Source organism: Pseudoalteromonas fuliginea, from assembly GCF_000690055.1.
In the GTDB taxonomy this organism is placed as follows: Bacteria; Pseudomonadota; Gammaproteobacteria; order Enterobacterales; family Alteromonadaceae; genus Pseudoalteromonas; species Pseudoalteromonas fuliginea.
Window position 1 is genome coordinate 1 of the sequence record NZ_JJNZ01000055.1, and the last position, 18,086, is coordinate 18,086.

Genomic DNA, 18,086 nt, shown 5'->3' on the forward strand with positions numbered 1-18,086 from the left:
ATTTATGCAGGTTGGTATTAGTTAAGATCTCCCATCAAAAATTAACCTAATAAAAAATAGCAGACCACATAAATGAACATGCTTTTATTAAAAATATAGAGCAACTCCTCCTTGGCATATTCTTATCCAAAAATTATAGGCAATAAAAAACCCGCAACATGTGCGGGTTTTTTTAAAGAGTTAAAGAGCTAATTACTTAGCTGCTTTTTTCTCTTTTTCTGCAGCGATTACAGTTTCAGCTACGTTAGCTGGACATGCAGCGTAGTGTGAGAACTCCATAGAGAACTGACCACGACCCGATGTCATTGTACGTAGTGTACCGATGTAACCGAACATTTCTGATAACGGTACATCTGCCTTAATACGGATGCCTGTTAAACCAGCTTCTTGGTCTTTCATCATGCCACGACGACGGTTAAGGTCACCGATAACATCACCAACGTGATCTTCTGGAGTGAACACGTCAACTTTCATGATTGGCTCAAGAAGTTGTGCGCCCGCTTTAGGGATCGATTGACGGAAAGCGCCTTTAGCAGCGATTTCGAACGCGATTGCAGATGAATCCACGGCATGGAAGCCACCGTCGAAAAGTTCAACTTCAACGTCAAGTACTGGGAAGCCAGCTAGAACACCTTCGCCCATCATTGACTTAAAGCCTTTCTCAACTGCAGGCCAGAATTCTTTAGGTACGTTACCACCAACAACTGATGATTTAAACGTGAAGCCTGAAGCAACTTCACCTGGCTTGATGCGGTAGTCGATTTTACCAAACTGACCAGAACCACCAGATTGTTTCTTATGCGTGTAGCTATCTTCGATTTCACGAGTGATAGTTTCACGGTAAGCAACTTGTGGTTGACCAACAATAAGGTCTACGCCGTAAGTACGCTTAAGGATATCTACTTTGATATCTAAGTGAAGCTCACCCATGCCTTTAAGAATAGTCTCGCCTGAATCTTCATCAGTCTCAACTTGGAAAGATGGATCTTCTGCAACCATTTTACCGATAGCAACACCCATTTTCTCATTACCGCCTTTATCTTTAGGCTGTACAGCAATCGAGATTACTGGAGTTGGGAATACCATTGGCTCAAGTGTTACTGGGTGCTTAGGATCACATAAAGTGTGACCAGTTTGCACGTTTTTCATGCCTACGATAGCAATGATGTCACCAGCTTGTGCGCTAGTTAATTCGTTACGGTCATCTGCTTGCATCTCAACCATACGGCCAACACGCTCAGTTTTACCAGTAAACGAGTTAAGGATAGTGTCACCCTTATTTAGTTTACCTGAGTAAATACGTACGAATGTTAATGCACCAAAACGGTCATCCATTATTTTGAATGCTAACGCTTTGAAAGGTTCATCTGCAGAAACGATTGCAAATTCGCCATTTTCGTTACCTTCTTCATCCATAAGAGGTTGAGGATCAACTTCTGTAGGAGATGGTAGGTAATCAACAACAGCATCAAGAATAAGCTGCATACCTTTGTTCTTAAACGCTGAACCACAGTATGTAGGGAAGAAAGCAAGCTCACGTGTACCTTTACGGATACAACGCTTGATGTCTTCTACAGAAGGTGCTTCACCTTCCATGTAAGCTTCAAGTAGTTCATCGTCTTGCTCAAGGGCAGTTTCAACAAGCATTTCATAATACTCGTCAGTTTTTTCTACCATGTCTGCAGGAACGTCTGTAATTTCGTAGTTTTCAGGAAGACCAGTGTCATCCCAAACGTATGCTTTTTTAGTTAAAACATCTACAACACCAACAAATTCATCTTCAATACCAATTGGTAAAGTCATGATTAGTGGTACAGCACCAAGTACTTTACGTACTTGCTCAGTTACACGGTAAAAATCAGCACCCATACGGTCTAATTTATTTACGAAGATAATACGTGCAACTTCTGAATCATTAGCATAACGCCAGTTAGTTTCTGATTGTGGTTCAACACCACCAGAACCACAGAACACACCAACACCGCCATCTAATACTTTAAGTGAACGGTAAACTTCTACTGTGAAGTCAACGTGTCCAGGAGTATCGATAACGTTAAAACGGTGATCTTTCCAGAAACAGCTTACAGCCGCAGACTGAATAGTAATACCGCGCTCAGCTTCTTGTTCCATGAAGTCAGTAGTAGATTCACCATCATGAACCTCACCTGTTTTATGGATTTGACCAGTAAGCTTTAGGATACGCTCAGTAGTCGTGGTTTTACCCGCATCAACGTGCGCGAAAATACCAATGTTTCTGTACTTCGATAAATCTGCCATTAATTTTACTCTTAATAAAGTCGATAAATTATTCGGCAGGAGTATAACATCACTTAAAGCGAACATCACCATGCAAGCCGCTTAAAATGCAATCAATTCAATATATTTTTTTTATGCGCAAGGTCTATTTTGTATTTCAAGTTGAGAATCGCATGTAACATAATGAAAACACTATTTTTTTCTCGCCCTAACTTTAGGTACATAAAGTTATTTCGTTATTTTGGAACAACACACTACCATAGCTTAAACAGCTAAAACTTTAATATATACTCAGAAATTACTAATCTTTAAAAACTAATACTTGTTTAAACTAAGAGCGATTTAATCACCGCATATATCACCCAAGATGAAGAAAAATTAAATAGTCGCAATTTTTTCATGCTTTACATCAGCTTACAAGTTGCACAACAAGATAATAAGAATTATTTGCATTTGAGTGTTGACAGACACTTGAATCTAACTGATAATCACTATCAACAAGACGGCAAGCATACTGACTTGTAACGGAATGAATTGATTTGTTTCTCGACCCTGAAACAACGTGTGGCGCACGTTAACAGCTATGGTTACTTGTTATGAGCCGCAACGCCCCTTGATGTTGATGACGAGTAACCGCCCTACTGTTTTACTTGCTACATTGCTCATATCGGTGACGGTAGATATGAAACTAAAAAAGCCCTTACGGGCTTTTTTTATGTCTGTAATTTAGTTGGTTAAATTAAACTAAATCAATTAACGACGGTTTTTACGTGCTCGCGCTCGACGCTGAAGCTTCTCTTCTTCTTTAGCTTGTTTTTTAGCTTCTGCTGCCGCGCGTAAACCAGCAACCATTACTTCTTCTTCCTCACGCATTTGCGGAGTTTCCATCGTAATACGGCCAATAATACCATCGCGCAGTTCGTTAATTAGGATTTCAGACATTTTGTACGTGTCGATTTGGTTTCCACCACGAATACAACCGCGTTTTTTACCTGCCATTTCGACAAACTCCCAGTCACTTTCAGGCAGTTCAGCGATTTTATAGCGCGCTTTTAAAAGCTCAGGATAAGCACGTAATAAATATTCAGCGGTATAACTTGCTACTTCTTCATACTCAAGTGCGGTATCACGAATGGCACCTGTAGCGCCTAAGCGATAACCTGAGTTTTCGTTTTCTACTTTTGGCCAAAGCATACCTGGCGTATCGTAAAGCATAATACCGTCTTCAAGCTTAATGCGTTGTTGCGCTTTAGTAACAGCAGGCTCATTACCTGTTTTTGCAACTATACGCCCAGCCAATACATTAATTAACGTAGATTTACCCACGTTAGGAATCCCCATGATCATGGCTTTAATTTGCTTATCTGCACCCACTTTATGCGGCACTAGCTTTTTACAAAGCTCATTAATACGGTGTACTTCAGCTGCTTTATCATGCCCAAAAGAAATCGCTTTAACGCCATTTTCTTGTTCAAAATAATCCTTCCAAATTTGCGTCATTTTAGGATCAGCTAAATCAGCTTTGTTCATTATTTTGATAACTGGCTTACCTTCACGCAAGGTTGCCACCATCGGGTTTTCGCTACTGTAGGGAATGCGCGCATCTAGCACTTCAATGATCACATCCATTTGTGGCATTATTTCTTTAATTTCATTACGGGCTTTATTCATATGCCCAGGGAACCACTGGATAGCCATTTTTAACTCCTAACGTATAATTAACCGCTATTTTAACTGGCAATTCATTTAATTGCGCTATACTGGCGCAAATTTTTTTAGATTAGTTGTTATGGCTCTTAAATCCACCATTATGAAGGTGCAATTATCGCTTAGCGATATGGACCGCCACGTTTACCAAGATTTTAGTTTAACCTTGGCACAACATCCGTCAGAAACCGACCAACGGTTAATGATTCGCTTACTCGCTTTTGCACTCAATAGCTGTGATGGTTTAGAATTTACTAAAGGATTAAGTGCTGATGATGAGCCTGAACTTTGGCATGTAAGCTATAGTGAAGAAATAGAACTATGGATTGAACTTGGCTTACCAGATGAAAAACGTCTTAAAAAAGCCTGTAATAAATCTAAAAAAGTGGTGCTATATACTTATGGTGAAAACAATCAAGCAATTTGGTGGCAAAAACACCAACCTAAATTGTATGAATTTAAAAACTTAAGTATTTTTAGCCTTGATTATGCAGCAACACAAGCACTTGCTGCTTTGGTTGATCGTGGTATCAAGCTCGCCATTACCATTCAAGATGGTGAAGTGTGGGTAAACACCGATACAACCAATATTGAAATAAAACCACAGCAATTGATGTAACTAAGATAGGTTATACCAATTGCATTAAATTAGTTATCTATTATAGCGACAAGGAAATAAGTCGATAACAAGGCGAAAATTATGACATATAGTTGTTCTATATAAATAATTTTTAACGCAGGTAGCGGGTTATTTAATACGCTAGAATGATCATGTTTTTAATAAAATTGGTATTAGGGAGCATATGAAAGTTAAACACGTTATTGTTTTACATGGCTTGTATATGTCTGGCTTTGTTATGCGCCCACTGTGCTCTCGCTTGGAAGAATCTGGTGTTAAGGTATTAAACCTTACTTATAATACGCTTGATCCAAACCGCGATGCTATTTTTGCTCAAATTGATGAATTTATTGCAGGTGAACCTTCTGCACTCGTATGTCACTCAATGGGCGGATTAGTCGCTCGCGCATACCTAGAAGCTAATTCAGTTGCAAGCCAACACATTACAAAAGTAGTTACTTTAGGCACGCCTCATCAAGGTAGCCATATTGCACAAAAAATGAAGCAAAAAGGGTTTGAGTCTTTTTTAAAAAATAGCGTTGAATTTTTGCTTACACAAAATGGTAACTGGCCGTTTAAAGCGAAGCTTTTTAGTATTGCAGGTGACTTACCCATTGGTTTAATGCCCCTTATAGTTAAAGGCAGTAAATCAGATGGCACTGTATTACTTGATGAAACTAAGCTCAAAGGTATGGCTGAACATAAAGTGTTCCATTTAAGCCATACCAGTATGATTTACTCACGCGAAGTGGTCGACTACATTTTAAAATGCTTAAGCGAGAAAGATTAATCCTCAGCATTGGCTGCTATTTTATAACTAATTAAAAATACCACTGCCAGTATCAGCGGAATGGGCGCTGCTATGTAACCAAAAAAGTCTGAATTAGCAAAGCTTGCACCTGCTAAGTGCGCTACTAGCCCAAGCACAAATGCGATGACTGCAATTCCTACCACGATTAACTCTGCTTTATTTTGTTTCGCTGTTTTTGCATGCATGTTATCTCTCCTAATTATTTCGACAACATTATTATGCGCCGTTAGGATGGATGATTTTTGACCTACATCAATAAAAAAATAGCTAAGTTATTACCTTAGATAAAGTTTGTTTCAGATCATGATTTATATACTTTTAAGTTTTATTTATTTTTGAGGGGTAGTATTTTTATTAATCAGTCCCACTTCTATTAATAGTCTAAAGTGAATCCAGATACCAAGAACAATTGATAGGTTAAAACGATTAACCAGATAAATTCAAACGATTTTACTAATTTATCGAAATTAGTAATACTTATCACAAGTTCACAAATCAACGGTTATTCAAGGAGCAAGTTATGTCACAGGTAAACGCAATAGGTCTAAACAGTGCAAAAAGTGATGACATCGTAAAATCACTCAATACGCTATTAAGCAGCTACCAAATTCAATACATGAATGCGCGTGGTTTTCACTGGAATATTAAAGGCCGTAACTTTTTTGAGCTACACGTTAAATTTGAAGAAATTTATAACTTATTACTTTTAAAAGTAGATGAAGTTGCCGAACGTATTTTGACGTTAGATGGCGCTCCATTACATGCATTTTCTGATTACCTCGAAGTAAGTAAAATTAAAGAAGCTAAAGGTATTAGTGATGGTGTTACAGCCGTAGAGAACCTACTTGCTGGTTACAGTACGTTAATTCACATGCAGCGCGATATTTTAAACCAAGCAGGTGATGCAGACGATGAAGGCACAGCCTCACTAATGAGTGATTACATCTCAGAGCAAGAAAAACTGGTTTGGATGTTAAAAGCGTACTTAGATTAATTTTAATCTAAAAAGATAAAAGCCCTTATAGAGGGCTTTATTAGGGATGAATCGTCGAATAATCAAACGTTTCGATTATTATATTAACCCCTTATTCAATCTAAACAACGCACCTGTTACCAGTGGCGTTTTTTTTGACTTAAGCGGGTAATAAAAAAGCCTCAGTGACAACCGAGGCTTTTTATTGTGAATAACAATACTAGAAGCTAATACTGCTATTGTTGATTAAAACTTACTTCTAAAACCAATGTATATAGTTTGACCGATTGGATCATACGTACCCGCATCAGTTTCAGTACCCGTATCAGAACCACTAATACCAGAAACGATACGCGGTGGCTCTTTATCAAATAAGTTATTAGCCCCTGCATATAACTCCATTGAATCACTGATATGATAGCTTGCTTGCACATCATGGTATGTTACAGAGCCAACACCAACTGAGCCAGCCGGAATATTCAAGCCACTTAAGAATTGATCGTCAAAATCTGCGCTTCCAGTAAATGTCATACTCCAATTAAAGTCGAAGTCATTAACTTTATAGCCAAAGTTCCAGTTTGCTTTATGTTCAGATGCGCCAACTTCACCAGCGAATACATCTTTATCTGCACCTGGTAATGGAATACTGTAACCATCAATTAAATAGGTATATGCTAGGCGAGTTTTGAATGCACCAGGCCCTATATCAGTAGCGTAAGTTAACGTTAAGTCGACACCTTCAGTCCCTAAACCACCGCTGTTCGACACACCACTATCGATAAATTCTAGCGAACCTGCACTGTTATTACCCGATGGAGCACCGCGACGTGTAATGAAATTACAGAAACTATCATCACCACCACCATAACATTGCTCAAGAATAAACTGGCGAGGGGTAGAAACTATTGCATCATCAATTTCTATATCAAAGTAGTCAAGTGTGATATCTAAACCCGATATTAAGTTTTCAGGTGTAAAAACAACCCCCACTGTCACTGAGTCACCCACTTCTTCTTTAAGATCGGTATTGCCACGGTTAAAACCACTGATACCTTGTAAATCAGATTGGTTAAGCGTAAACGCACCATTGGTAGCAATATTGCTGGCAACACCAACATCTGCACGACATGAATCGCCTGATGCACCACCACCACTACTTGTAATTCCTAAACAAGGATCGTTTAAGCCACTTGGAAATGTTTGTGAGGGTGGAGAAAATAATTCATCAATATTAGGTGCACGGGTTGAGCGTGCTCGAGTTGCACGTAAACGTAAGCTATCTGTTACTTCCCAATCTAAACCTACATTCCAACTCTCAGTATTACCTACTGTAGAGTAATCAGACAAACGCACTGCTGCATTCATAGTAATTGAATCAAGTACTGGAATATTTGTTTCAACATAATATTCAGTTACATCAAATGAACCTTCTGTTGCTGGAATTGCATTACCCGCATTAAGGCCCGATTGTTGTAATGCATCAAATTCACTACGAGAAAACTCTTCACGATACTCAAAACCGGCAGCAATCCCCACTGTACCTGCTGGTAACTCAAATAAGTCACCAGAGATATTACCACCAATAATTTCTTGTTCTACAGAAGTAGAGAGAGAACTAGGAGCGCGTACAAAATCAATAGCATCTTGCGATAGTGAATTAAAGCCAAAAATATTAACCGGCGCACAGCTGAAGCCCCGAGCTGTTTCATCAATACAGATTGCTTCGTTAGTTATGCCATCGCCATCTAAATCAAAGCGATCGTTAACAGCCTCTAAACCTTGACGGAAACTTTGTACGTTAACCAAACCACCTGATACTTGTGACTCTTTTGTTTTACCATATACATAATAAGTGTCGTAAAACCAATTATCATTGATTTCACCTTGAAAACCTAATGCAATACGGAACGTATCACGCTCTGCACGTGCTCCACGGTTACCAATGTCGCTCAAACGCTTTGCAAAGAAAATATCTCGGCTACCGTCACCATCTGTATCTGTTGCTGCATTATAAATATCATCAGGTACGAAGGCATTGCGCAATAACTCTCCATTAACTTCAAATTCAATAGGAACACGGCCATTAGCGTAAATATCATCAGATGCAAATGGGAATGGTTCTAACTCTGAGCGAGTTGTGCTAGATGCATATGTCCCTTCATAGAAAAAACTGTGTTTATCATTTAGTTCATAACTACCATTTGATGCAAATAAGTAACGCTCTGTTGGAATCGCGATTGTACGAACACCACTTCGGTTAAAGCCATTTGCAGCAACACCATCGCCACCATTAGTGCTAAACGAGTCTTGTAGATTATTATTTTGATCAAATGTAAAACGAGTATCCCCTGCATCAAATCGACCTTGAGGTGGGAATGATGAGAAGAAAGGACGTACGGCATCAAAAATAGCATTTGGATTAGCGGCTGGATCATCTTCAAAAAAGATTTGTGAAAATTGGTCCACGGCAGAACGGTCACGATCACGAGAATAAACAGCACCCTGATCAGAATAACCTAAGTGGAACATTGCATGGCCTTTGCCATCATTGCTGGTTAAACCAGATGTAAAAGAAAATTGTCGAGACTGGTCATCACCTTCTTTTGATTCGCCAAATTGGCCTTCAAATTCGATACCTTCAAAGTCATCTTTTAAAACAAAGTTAACCACACCTGCCACTGCATCTGAACCATATACTGATGATGCGCCACCAGTCATAATTTCAACTCGCTCAATAAACTGGCTAGGAATAGTGTTTAAATCTACTGCTGAGCTACCAGGTAAACCCGATACATAACGGCGACCATTAACAAGTACTAATGTTCTTTCTGATCCTAAATTACGCAAATCAACCGTTGCAACACCAGCACTTGCTGTGTTGAAGTTTGAATTAGTACGGCTAATAGCTGGTGAACCGAATGCAGGGTTATCTAATAATAGATTTTGAATATTAAGAGAACCAGATGCATCAATTGCTGCACTATCTACAACCTGAATTGGCGCAGAGGACATAGCCTCAGCTGAACGAATACGAGAACCTGTTACTTGAACTCGTTCTATTTTTTTTATTTCATCCTCTTCGGCTGCAATACCTTGAAATGAAAATCCCGCTAGTAATACGCTGCTTAGCGCTACTGTTAGCGACGATTTTTTAAATAATCGCTCACTACCATTGTTAGTTAATACCATGTAATTCCCCTGAATTATTTTTTCTTGAATTGTTATTTTTGTAACTAAATAGTTACCTCGCGGACAACACTAAGAGGATTAGCATTGAGACTCTATACGCGTTCCTTACAAGGCATCTATATTGGTACAAGCTGCAAGTTTGGCGGGATAAGTGAGCAAATCACGATGACTTTATAAAAATATTATGTTTTCGTAACATTTTTTTCCATTAAGTACGGTCTTTATTAATCTGTACAACGAGGGTATAAAATAATGGCAGCTTCTTTTCATGCATTAACATTTGTTAGCAACACTAAGTTTGCAACATTTTTAACAAGTAGAGTGCAAGAACATAGACACTTTGAATCTCAATCCCTAACACAACAAAAGAGGTTAGATCAGATAGATACAAGTCAATACAACGTACTTTTTTATGAGTTAACAAGCATGTCTGACCCTATGCAAATAGTGCATTTAACTGAACTTGCTAAAAAACTGAAATTAGTCATTATTGCCCAGTCGGACCGTTTTGCGAGTTTTGCTTTTGAAGTGGGCGCGGTTGATTTTTTAATATTAGATTCAACTGCACCACGTATTGATAAATGCTTTGATAAACTGATTCACCTTTGCCCGATTGCAAGCACGGCCGAACGTCAATATCAGCAAAGCGCACAAACTGAAAAATCATCATCACATATAGTAGTTAAAGATGTAGGTAAGGTAAGATTAATTGATATCAATGATATTATTTGGATAAATGGTGCAGGCAATTATGTAGAGCTGCATTTTACCCAAGGTAGTACACCGGTATTACACCGCGAAACCATGAAAAATATTGAGCAGCAGCTAGAGCCTGAAGGGTTTATTCGTATTCATCGCTCAACGCTGGTAAGAAAACAAGCTATTTGTGAACTGATGCCTACTGACAGTGGCGATTATAAAGTAAGGCTAAAAAACGATATGTGCTTAAACCTTTCAAGGCGCTATAAAGGCTGTTTAGAGAGTATTATAAGCCCTCTTCAGTAGCGGTTTATAATACTCATATTAATTACCAGTTCTGTTTTATATAACTGTCATTTGGACGCTCTAATAAATAGCTTTCAGTATCTTTATAAAAATTAACTTCTACATCGCTATTTTTCCATACTTTTTCAAACATGTTTTTAGCTATGATATTAATGTTTATATAGTCAACTCGTTGATAGCCAAGTTCTTTTACACCCGCAAAATAGGCCTCTAGCGAATCAAGACTATCCAGAGTTAACAGCTCAAACTCTTTTAAGTTAACAATCACAAACTTAATCGTATTTTCAGGGTGAGTGCTCAATTCTTGAATAACACCATTAGTTAATGATGTTATACCTTCATTATTAAAGCTCCCCTTCAATTTTAAATACATATGAGGTGGCTGCGAGAAAATCTGGAATTCGCCATGTGCTCCAAACATAAATTGCCTTACAGATATCAACTTATATATAGAATAATACAATTTTCCAATTTTGCAGTTAATTTAACAGAGCAATAAAAAAGGCCATTTCGAGGGCTTTTTCTTCTAAGCTTTTAAAACGACCTGATGCACCACCGTGCCCTGCATCCATATCTGTTTTAAAGACTAAAATATTACTATCCGTTTTGAGCTCACGCATTTTTGCAACCCACTTCATAGGCTCCCAATACTGCACTTGCGAGTCGTGAAGACCGGTAGTAACGAGTATGTTCGGATAGTTTTGGGCGCGAATATTGTCATACGGCGAGTAAGCTTCAATTACATCATAAAACTGAGGCTCATTTGGATTACCCCATTCATCATATTCATTTGTTGTGAGCGGAATACTCTCATCAAGCATCGTGGTTAATACGTCTAAAAATGGCACGTGACAGCCAACACCGCAATATAACTCTGGTGCTTGGTTTACAACCGCCCCCATTAATAAACCACCTGCACTGCCGCCTGAGGCAAACACCTTGCTGCTATCACAATAGCCTTGTGCAACAAGCGCTTTTGTCACATCAATAAAGTCACTAAAGCTATTTTGTTTATGCTCTTTTTTACCTTGTTCGTACCACTCGCGACCTAGCATTTCAGAGCCTCGAACATGTGCTATTACATAAACAAAACCACGATCGAGCAAGCTCAGCGATGAACTTGAAAAACTTGGATCAATCGTATAGCCATACGCACCATAGCCGTATTGAAATAACGGATTTGAGCCATCTTTTTTAAAGCTGTCTTTTCGATAAACAACAGATGCGGGGACTTTGATTCCGTCGCGAGCAGTTACCATTAATCGCTCCGACTGATAGTCATCGGCATTAAAACTACCCAGTACTTTTTGCTGTTTAAGTAGTGTTTTTTCGCCTGTTGCTAAATCAACGTCATATAAAGAACCTGGTGTTGTTAAGCTTGAGTAATAAATACGTGCAGTGCGAGTGTCTGGCTCTGGGTTCATTGCTATTGCAGCATAATAACAAGGATCGGCAAACTCAAGTGCCATACAATTTCCTTGCCTATTAACAACTACAAATCGAGCTTGCCCTTGTTCGCGTTCACTCAATACTAAAAAGTCATTAAATAACTCGACACCTTCAAGCAGGACATTTTCTCTGTGAGCTGTATGCTCAAACCATTGAGTTTTATCAGCAATCGTTTCGTTTGTTGCCGTCATTAATCTAAAGTTTTTAGCTTGCCAGTTAGTCACAATATAAAATGTGTCACCTAGCTTATCTACGTCAAACTCGTGGCCATCTTCACGCGGCATTAATGCTTCAAATTCGCCAGTGGGCTTATTAGCATCAAGCACCCATGTATCGTTGGTCTCTGTCGATGCTAAATCAATAATAATTAAGCTTTCGTCGCGGCTTTTACCAAGCCCCATAAAAAAGCTACTATCTTGCTCTTCGTAAACCATTACGTCTTGGCTTTGCTCGCTACCAAGCTCATGCCGAAACACTTGATAGCCTAATAATGTTTTTAAATCTTTTTTAACATAAAAAACGGTTTTATTGTCATTAGCCCAAACAACTTGCCCTTCTGTGTTTTCAAGTACATCAGGTAGCATCTCACCTGTTTCAAGGTTTTTAAAGCGCACTAAATATATACGTCGGCCTTCAGTATCTTCAGAATAAGCCATAAGTTGTTCACACGGGCTAAGAGCGACTTCACCTAATTCAAAAAATTCGAACCCTGCCGCTAGCACATTTATATCTAGTAAAAGCTCTTTATTATCAGCCTCTATGCTGGTACTGCGGTAATGGCGTGAATATTCATCATCGCCACGCACTTCTGAGTGATACCAATACTTTCCGTCTTTCACAGGTACCGAGTTATCGTCTTTTACAATACGCGCTTTAAGCTCTTCAAATAGTGTATTTTGTAATGGTTTTATAGGTGCTAACTGTTTATCACAATAGGTATTCTCAGCATGCAAATGCGCTAGTACGTGTTCATTTTGACGTTCATCATCACGCATCCAATAATAGTTATCGACACGTGTTTTATTATGCGCATTGAGTATATAAGCTTGCTTTTTAGCGATAGGGACGTTAGACAATAAATTTAGAGAGTGATCAGGATGAGGCACAGAAAAGACCAATTTGAAAAATAACAATAATTGCAGTTTACCATAAAAATAAAAAAGCCCACTCAATAGTTGAGAGGGCTTAGAAGGTAATACGTTTCATTACTAAAATCGTTCTACCTATGGGAAGAAGGTTATTTATATTTATTAATCTGATACTTGTATCCATGCCATAGCCCAGCTTTGTCCAATGCCGGGTCAAACATAACTTTATTCTCATCATTAACACGGCAAAATTCATTGAATGGCCAAGGCCTACATTGATAAATTTTTCCCGTTTTAGGTTGTAGTACTTTTGTACCTGCATTGTAAGAATCGCTACTTTGTGGATAAATAAATTCATATGCGTCACATTCTTTAACTACATAATCATCACATTTCGCGATGCAATGAAAATCAACTTGGGCTTTACAAATACCACTACTTTGCAATGCAAAAATTTCGTTTTGTCGATAAGCAACAACGAGCCCTTGTTCAGTCATTCGCCCTGCGCTTATTAATGGTATATGCACATTAATGTGCTCGGCAACTAAACGCGGCCATGCATGGGGTTCACCTTGCTCTAACGAGGTGATTTTATAATCAAACGATAAACTGACTAGCTCTCCTTGCAAGTCATAAAAGGTTACACTCACCACATCACCAATAAATAATTGGGTATGATGATTTAAACAACCTATAGTCGACCACTTTCCACAGGCCAACGACGTATGCATAAACACAGCAACACCTTAAGAGTCACAAACTATTACCCATACCTATATGGATACACAAAAAATACATCTAGGGCAAGTTATACGCACTAATAAATCGTGCAAAAAAATTTATCCTCACCTTAATAAGCTAACAACTTGATGATTATAATTTGCAATCACACAACAATCAAACAAAAGAATGTAACCAAAATAAAAACCCAACCCTTTAAGGTTGGTTTAATGTGTTTTTAACTAAATAAATAAGTTAAAGGCTCTTTCGCCCACGTAAATACCAGCAACACCAATAAAGATATAAATATTAACCACGCAGGCCAAGACGCTTTTGTTACTTTAGCCTCAGAGTCATCCGCTTTTAACTCTTTTGAGCCTGTGATCATCGCCTTAACTAGCGGTTTTCCTTTTATTCTGTAAACAATAATAGCCAATACATGCAAGCCAATAGCATAAAGTAAAATGTCAAAATTCAGCTCATGTAGCCAATTGGCAAAATCAATCGTATCGCTAGACACATATTGAGCAAGCGGCCCGTCAGTTAAAATACCATCACTGCTCATTAAGCCACTTACAAGTTGCGTTATGATCAATATAAAAAACACTATCACCATACAGCTACCGAGTGCCGAATGGCCTAACGATTCGCTTGGTATTTTTAGCGCCTTTAAAATAGCACCAGGAGAGTGCAGTAACCCACTTAATCTCGCGGTTTTACTACCAATAACACCCCATATTAAACGTGTTACTATAAGTGCTAAAGTAAAAAAACCTGCAACAAAGTGAAGCTCAATCATGCCCTCTTCAATACTAAAATAAAGCACTGCAATACTTACAACCAAAAACCAATGGAAGCATCTAATAAACCCATCCCACACTTTTAACGTCGTCATTGTGCCTATCCTTAAAAAAACAGTATTATTTAATTTGTTAACTACTTTAACATCATAATATTAAGGTATCCTTATGAGCCATTCTACAAGCCGTGAGAGTAAATATCATGCAACCAGTTAAAAAAGCTATTTTAAAAGGCTTTTTAGATATGCTACCACTGTGTTTAGCCGTTGTTCCTTGGGGTATTTTATGCGGCTCTTTAGCGATTCAAAATGGTTTTAGCGCCTTTGAAACCCAAGCAATGTCGTTATTAGTATTTGCAGGCTCTGCACAGCTTGTTGCGATTGAACTTATGGCGGGCAACACACCATTGCTCACAATTTTATTCACAACATTTATTATTAGCTCTCGGCACTTTTTATACGGTTTAGCTGTGCGTCATAAGGTCATTGATCAACCTATGCGTTGGCGCTTACCGGTGAGCTTTGTTTTAACCGACGAGCTATTTGCGTTTTCTCATCATCGAAAAGCATATAGAACAAAAACACGCTTAATATACGCATTGAGCGCTGGTTTTAGCTTTTATATTGCATGGAATATTTGGACGTTAATTGGCATTGTAGCGGGCACAATGCTGCCCGACTTAACTAATTTAGGGCTCGACTTTGCGATTGCTGCCACGTTTATTGCGTTGGTTATTCCGGGAATCAAAAATTTGGCCTCACTCGTTACGGTAATTGTAGCAGGCGTTAGCGCAACGCTTTTAAAAAGTACCGGATTTGAGTTATGGCTTGTTTGCTCAGCGCTGCTGGCAATGGCCGCAGGTTATAGCACAGCAAGGCTAACCGCTAAAAAGGAAGCAACGCCATGATGACAACTATTTTACTCATGGCGTGTATTACATTTTTTACGCGTTATTTATTTTTACACCGCGCTTTGCCGTTTAAAGTAGGTCCTAAAATGCAGCAATTTTTAAGCTTTAGCGCACCTGCGGTGCTTACAGCAATTTGGGTGCCTATCGTATTTTTAAATGAAGATGGCATTAACTTAAACTGGCAAAACCCTTATTTAAGCGCAGCGATAGTCGCCATCATTGTTGCCTATAAAACACATAATATTTATTACACAACACTTGCCGGTATGGGGCTATTTCTGATTTTAAATTAGAGCGCTCTTTATACTTTATGAAATACTGTACTCAGGTTAAAATACCAATAACAATAATAAAAAAGACGCCAACATGCACAAATTCCATCAATTAAGCGCAACAAGCTTGCAGGGTCAACCTATTAACTTTAGTGATTTTGAAGGTAAGGTTGTGCTTATTGTTAATACCGCAAGTAAATGTGGATTTACCTACCAATACGAGTCGCTTCAAGCTTTGCATAATAAATATGCCAGCCAAGGTTTAGTTATTTTAGGATTTCCGTGTAATCAATTTGGTCAGCAAGAACCCGGCGACGCTACACAAATAGAGCAAGGATGTTTAATTAATTTTGGTGTGAGTTTTTTAATGGCGGCCAAAGTAGATGTAAACGGTAAGCATGCTCACCCAGTCTTTCGTTATTTAAAATCGGCTTTACCTGGTTTTTTAACACGTAAAATAAAGTGGAATTTTACTAAATTTTTAATTGCCGCAGATGGCACGCCAATTAAACGTTATGCACCTTTTACTAAACCCGAAAAGCTAGAACTTACAATTCAAAAAGCTTTGGCACAGGCTAAAAGCACGCTTTAAAAAGTAATAAAGAGGCGCAAGGCCTCTTTATTGCCAATACTATTGAAACTTAAACATACACATAACTGCACATTTAAACTCTCAATATTAATTGGTATTTTATTTATACTAGTGAAATTTAATCGGTGTAATCGCTTAAATCGTCTTCGCCTAGATTTTTACGCAAGCGTTTTTGCTCAAGGTAGTCTTCCAACTTCTTTTTAACCTTTTGCTTGTTCTTATCGTGTTGATTACGGCCGAGCATTTCGTACTCGTCTTCAACAAAATCGTCATCTAGCGCATCGTAACTAAATGTCTTACCCACAACCCACTCCATAAAATGTTTGAGACCAACCAAGGATTTTATTATCGCAATAGTCGGTAAAATTAAAATGTTTAACGTCAAAATGCTGTGCAAATTAACATCAAAATAAAGCCACGTGACTACTGTAAATAGTCTTCATGTCAGTAATGTGAATAAATAGCGCTAAATTTGAATTGAGGAAAGTGAGAGTTTTTTATCGTATCGATAAATAAAATTTATTAATTTTTATTAGTTAGCCAATTTGACTAAAAAATAGTTATTTATTAATTTATTTCATTTACTAAAAAACAAACAAAAACAGTTAACCATATGTTTTATATTAAAAAATAAAACTGGCATCAAACTTGTTATTAATTAATCGTCATCAACAAAAAGTAGAGAACAAACATGAAAAAATTACTATTAGTTAGCGCATTAATTTGTTCACCAGCCGCTATGGCTCATAATGATAACGATTCTGCAATTTCATTTAGTAATGATGAATGTAACGTCGAATTTAAAAATGATGTGCGCATTAAGCCAAACGAATTGGAAATTTTTACCGCCAACAATAAAACCATGCAGTTTAATACCCATGGTGACTTAACCGTAAATGGCGAACTTGTAGCGCTGAATAGTTCGCAGCGCGACGCGCTAACCAAGTACTCTGATAGCTTACGCACTCAATTACCTGAAGTAGCTAATATAGCGCTTGAGGGTGTTAAAATTGCCGGAGTAGCATTAGAAGAAGTAGGCAATGCATTTAATATTGACGGTCTTGATAATATGTCTGAGCTTATGGATGACATTAAAATCGAAGTAGAAAACACATTTTACCAGCAAGGTACATTTGTGATGGGCCAACAAAGTTTTAATCAATTTGGCGAAAACTTTGAACAACAATTTGAGCAGCAGATAGAAACAGCGGTTGAATCAGCAGTGATGCAATCAATGGGCAGTATTTTAGTTGCTTTAGGTTCTGAGTTACTTGGTTCAGGCGGTGATATGGATGCCTTTGAACAACGTATGGAAAATATGGGCGCACAAATAGAAGAAAAAGTAGAGCTACATGCAAGCGCACTAGAAGAACGTGCTAACTCTTTATGTGGAAACTTTGCTGATATTGCAAAACAAGAAGAGCAATTAGTAATGCAAGTGCCAGAGCTTGAAGGTTACCAGTTATTTAGCTTTAAACAAAATTAGTACAGCAAACGTTATTTAACATCCCTTTGGCAGCACTTAAGTTTACTTAAATGCTGCTTTTTTGTGTTTCGCAAACTTATACCAACCTGCATAAATCTTTGATCAATTTAACGAATTAAATTGCACTATAACGTCGTTAAAAATTTTCTATTTAGAACAACTAGATACAAAAATTTGCCTAGTTCTAGCGTAATTTTCTTAACGTCAAA

Annotated in this window: 16 protein-coding genes and 1 pseudogene; 8 read left to right on the forward strand and 9 right to left on the reverse strand. The window is 38.1% G+C overall.

What is annotated here, in order from left to right; translation table 11 throughout:
• Nucleotides 1–192 precede the first annotated feature (192 nt).
• Nucleotides 193–2,277, reverse strand: a complete 2,085-nt coding sequence (gene fusA, locus DC53_RS05925; protein WP_007378013.1) for an elongation factor G — start codon at nt 2,275–2,277, stop codon at nt 193–195.
• A gap of 732 nt (nt 2,278–3,009) precedes the next feature.
• Nucleotides 3,010–3,954, reverse strand: coding sequence for a ribosome biogenesis GTPase YlqF (ylqF, locus tag DC53_RS05920; RefSeq protein ID WP_010554855.1), 945 nt, complete (start codon nt 3,952–3,954; stop codon nt 3,010–3,012).
• Between the two features lie 91 nt (nt 3,955–4,045).
• On the opposite strand from ylqF, the gene DC53_RS05915 reads away from it, so the two are divergent.
• On the forward strand, nt 4,046–4,582 hold the full coding sequence (locus DC53_RS05915; RefSeq protein ID WP_033030971.1) for a YaeQ family protein: 537 nt from the start codon (nt 4,046–4,048) through the stop codon (nt 4,580–4,582).
• 184 nt (nt 4,583–4,766) lie between these two features.
• On the forward strand, nt 4,767–5,372 hold the full coding sequence (locus DC53_RS05910; protein WP_033030961.1) for a PGAP1-like alpha/beta domain-containing protein: 606 nt from the start codon (nt 4,767–4,769) through the stop codon (nt 5,370–5,372).
• On the opposite strand, the gene DC53_RS05905 is transcribed toward DC53_RS05910, so the two are convergent.
• Nucleotides 5,369–5,578 carry a hypothetical protein gene (locus tag DC53_RS05905; protein WP_007579816.1) on the reverse strand — a complete coding sequence of 70 codons (210 nt, stop codon included), beginning with the start codon at nt 5,576–5,578 and terminating at the stop codon, nt 5,369–5,371. The two genes, DC53_RS05910 and DC53_RS05905, sit on opposite strands and share 4 nt — an antisense overlap.
• A 335-nt stretch (nt 5,579–5,913) precedes the next feature.
• On the opposite strand from DC53_RS05905, the gene DC53_RS05900 reads away from it, so the two are divergent.
• Nucleotides 5,914–6,387, forward strand: a complete 474-nt coding sequence (locus tag DC53_RS05900; RefSeq protein WP_007377885.1) for a Dps family protein — start codon at nt 5,914–5,916, stop codon at nt 6,385–6,387.
• Between the two features lie 225 nt (nt 6,388–6,612).
• Here the strand turns inward: DC53_RS05900 and DC53_RS05895 are convergent, their stop codons facing one another.
• Complete coding sequence (locus DC53_RS05895) at nt 6,613–9,555, reverse strand: TonB-dependent receptor domain-containing protein (RefSeq protein WP_033030964.1); 2,943 nt, start codon at nt 9,553–9,555, stop codon at nt 6,613–6,615.
• 252 nt (nt 9,556–9,807) lie between these two features.
• Between DC53_RS05895 and DC53_RS05890 the strand changes: the two genes are divergently transcribed.
• The gene (locus tag DC53_RS05890) at nt 9,808–10,560 is read left to right on the forward strand and encodes a LytR/AlgR family response regulator transcription factor (RefSeq protein ID WP_033030965.1); all 753 of its coding nucleotides are present in this window, start codon (nt 9,808–9,810) and stop codon (nt 10,558–10,560) included.
• 22 nt (nt 10,561–10,582) lie between these two features.
• Here the strand turns inward: DC53_RS05890 and DC53_RS05885 are convergent, their stop codons facing one another.
• The 4 genes and pseudogenes from DC53_RS05885 to DC53_RS05875 form a co-directional block, all read right to left on the reverse strand.
• On the reverse strand, nt 10,583–10,981 hold the full coding sequence (locus tag DC53_RS05885) for a hypothetical protein (protein WP_008136499.1): 399 nt from the start codon (nt 10,979–10,981) through the stop codon (nt 10,583–10,585).
• 58 nt (nt 10,982–11,039) lie between these two features.
• The gene (locus tag DC53_RS05880; RefSeq protein WP_033030966.1) at nt 11,040–13,115 is read right to left on the reverse strand and encodes a S9 family peptidase; all 2,076 of its coding nucleotides are present in this window, start codon (nt 13,113–13,115) and stop codon (nt 11,040–11,042) included.
• A gap of 144 nt (nt 13,116–13,259) precedes the next feature.
• Nucleotides 13,260–13,828 (reverse strand): annotated as a pseudogene (locus tag DC53_RS0120640) (chitin-binding protein).
• Nucleotides 13,829–14,055: 227 nt separating this feature from the next.
• Complete coding sequence (locus tag DC53_RS05875; RefSeq protein ID WP_033030967.1) at nt 14,056–14,712, reverse strand: cytochrome b/b6 domain-containing protein; 657 nt, start codon at nt 14,710–14,712, stop codon at nt 14,056–14,058.
• Between the two features lie 107 nt (nt 14,713–14,819).
• Between DC53_RS05875 and DC53_RS05870 the strand changes: the two genes are divergently transcribed.
• The 3 genes from DC53_RS05870 (at nt 14,820) to DC53_RS05860 (ending at nt 16,391) form a co-directional block, all read left to right on the forward strand.
• Nucleotides 14,820–15,524 (forward strand): AzlC family ABC transporter permease, encoded by a 705-nt coding sequence (locus DC53_RS05870; protein ID WP_033030968.1) that lies wholly within the window; start codon nt 14,820–14,822, stop codon nt 15,522–15,524.
• Nucleotides 15,521–15,820, forward strand: a complete 300-nt coding sequence (locus DC53_RS05865; protein WP_004335020.1) for an AzlD domain-containing protein — start codon at nt 15,521–15,523, stop codon at nt 15,818–15,820. Before DC53_RS05870 ends, DC53_RS05865 begins: the two co-directional genes overlap by 4 nt.
• Before the next feature lie 73 nt (nt 15,821–15,893).
• Nucleotides 15,894–16,391 (forward strand): glutathione peroxidase, encoded by a 498-nt coding sequence (locus DC53_RS05860; protein WP_033030969.1) that lies wholly within the window; start codon nt 15,894–15,896, stop codon nt 16,389–16,391.
• A gap of 118 nt (nt 16,392–16,509) precedes the next feature.
• Here the strand turns inward: DC53_RS05860 and DC53_RS05855 are convergent, their stop codons facing one another.
• Complete coding sequence (locus tag DC53_RS05855) at nt 16,510–16,695, reverse strand: PA3496 family putative envelope integrity protein (protein ID WP_007579801.1); 186 nt, start codon at nt 16,693–16,695, stop codon at nt 16,510–16,512.
• A gap of 387 nt (nt 16,696–17,082) precedes the next feature.
• On the opposite strand from DC53_RS05855, the gene DC53_RS05850 reads away from it, so the two are divergent.
• Entirely contained in the window at nt 17,083–17,877 is a 795-nt protein-coding gene (locus tag DC53_RS05850; RefSeq protein ID WP_033030970.1) for a YggN family protein, read from the forward strand.
• Nucleotides 17,878–18,086: the final 209 nt, after the last annotated feature.

Bases quoted from the DNA above. Each gene is read 5' to 3' on its own strand.
- fusA (WP_007378013.1), bottom strand. From the start codon at position 2,277: ATGGCAGATTTATCGAAGTACAGAAACATTGGTATTTTCGCGCACGTT.
- ylqF (WP_010554855.1), bottom strand. From the start codon at position 3,954: ATGGCTATCCAGTGGTTCCCTGGGCATATGAATAAAGCCCGTAATGAA.
- DC53_RS05915 (WP_033030971.1), top strand. From the start codon at position 4,046: ATGGCTCTTAAATCCACCATTATGAAGGTGCAATTATCGCTTAGCGAT.
- DC53_RS05910 (WP_033030961.1), top strand. From the start codon at position 4,767: ATGAAAGTTAAACACGTTATTGTTTTACATGGCTTGTATATGTCTGGC.
- DC53_RS05905 (WP_007579816.1), bottom strand. From the start codon at position 5,578: ATGCATGCAAAAACAGCGAAACAAAATAAAGCAGAGTTAATCGTGGTA.
- DC53_RS05900 (WP_007377885.1), top strand. From the start codon at position 5,914: ATGTCACAGGTAAACGCAATAGGTCTAAACAGTGCAAAAAGTGATGAC.
- DC53_RS05895 (WP_033030964.1), bottom strand. From the start codon at position 9,555: ATGGTATTAACTAACAATGGTAGTGAGCGATTATTTAAAAAATCGTCG.
- DC53_RS05890 (WP_033030965.1), top strand. From the start codon at position 9,808: ATGGCAGCTTCTTTTCATGCATTAACATTTGTTAGCAACACTAAGTTT.
- DC53_RS05885 (WP_008136499.1), bottom strand. From the start codon at position 10,981: ATGTTTGGAGCACATGGCGAATTCCAGATTTTCTCGCAGCCACCTCAT.
- DC53_RS05875 (WP_033030967.1), bottom strand. From the start codon at position 14,712: ATGACGACGTTAAAAGTGTGGGATGGGTTTATTAGATGCTTCCATTGG.
- DC53_RS05870 (WP_033030968.1), top strand. From the start codon at position 14,820: ATGCAACCAGTTAAAAAAGCTATTTTAAAAGGCTTTTTAGATATGCTA.
- DC53_RS05865 (WP_004335020.1), top strand. From the start codon at position 15,521: ATGATGACAACTATTTTACTCATGGCGTGTATTACATTTTTTACGCGT.
- DC53_RS05860 (WP_033030969.1), top strand. From the start codon at position 15,894: ATGCACAAATTCCATCAATTAAGCGCAACAAGCTTGCAGGGTCAACCT.
- DC53_RS05850 (WP_033030970.1), top strand. From the start codon at position 17,083: ATGAAAAAATTACTATTAGTTAGCGCATTAATTTGTTCACCAGCCGCT.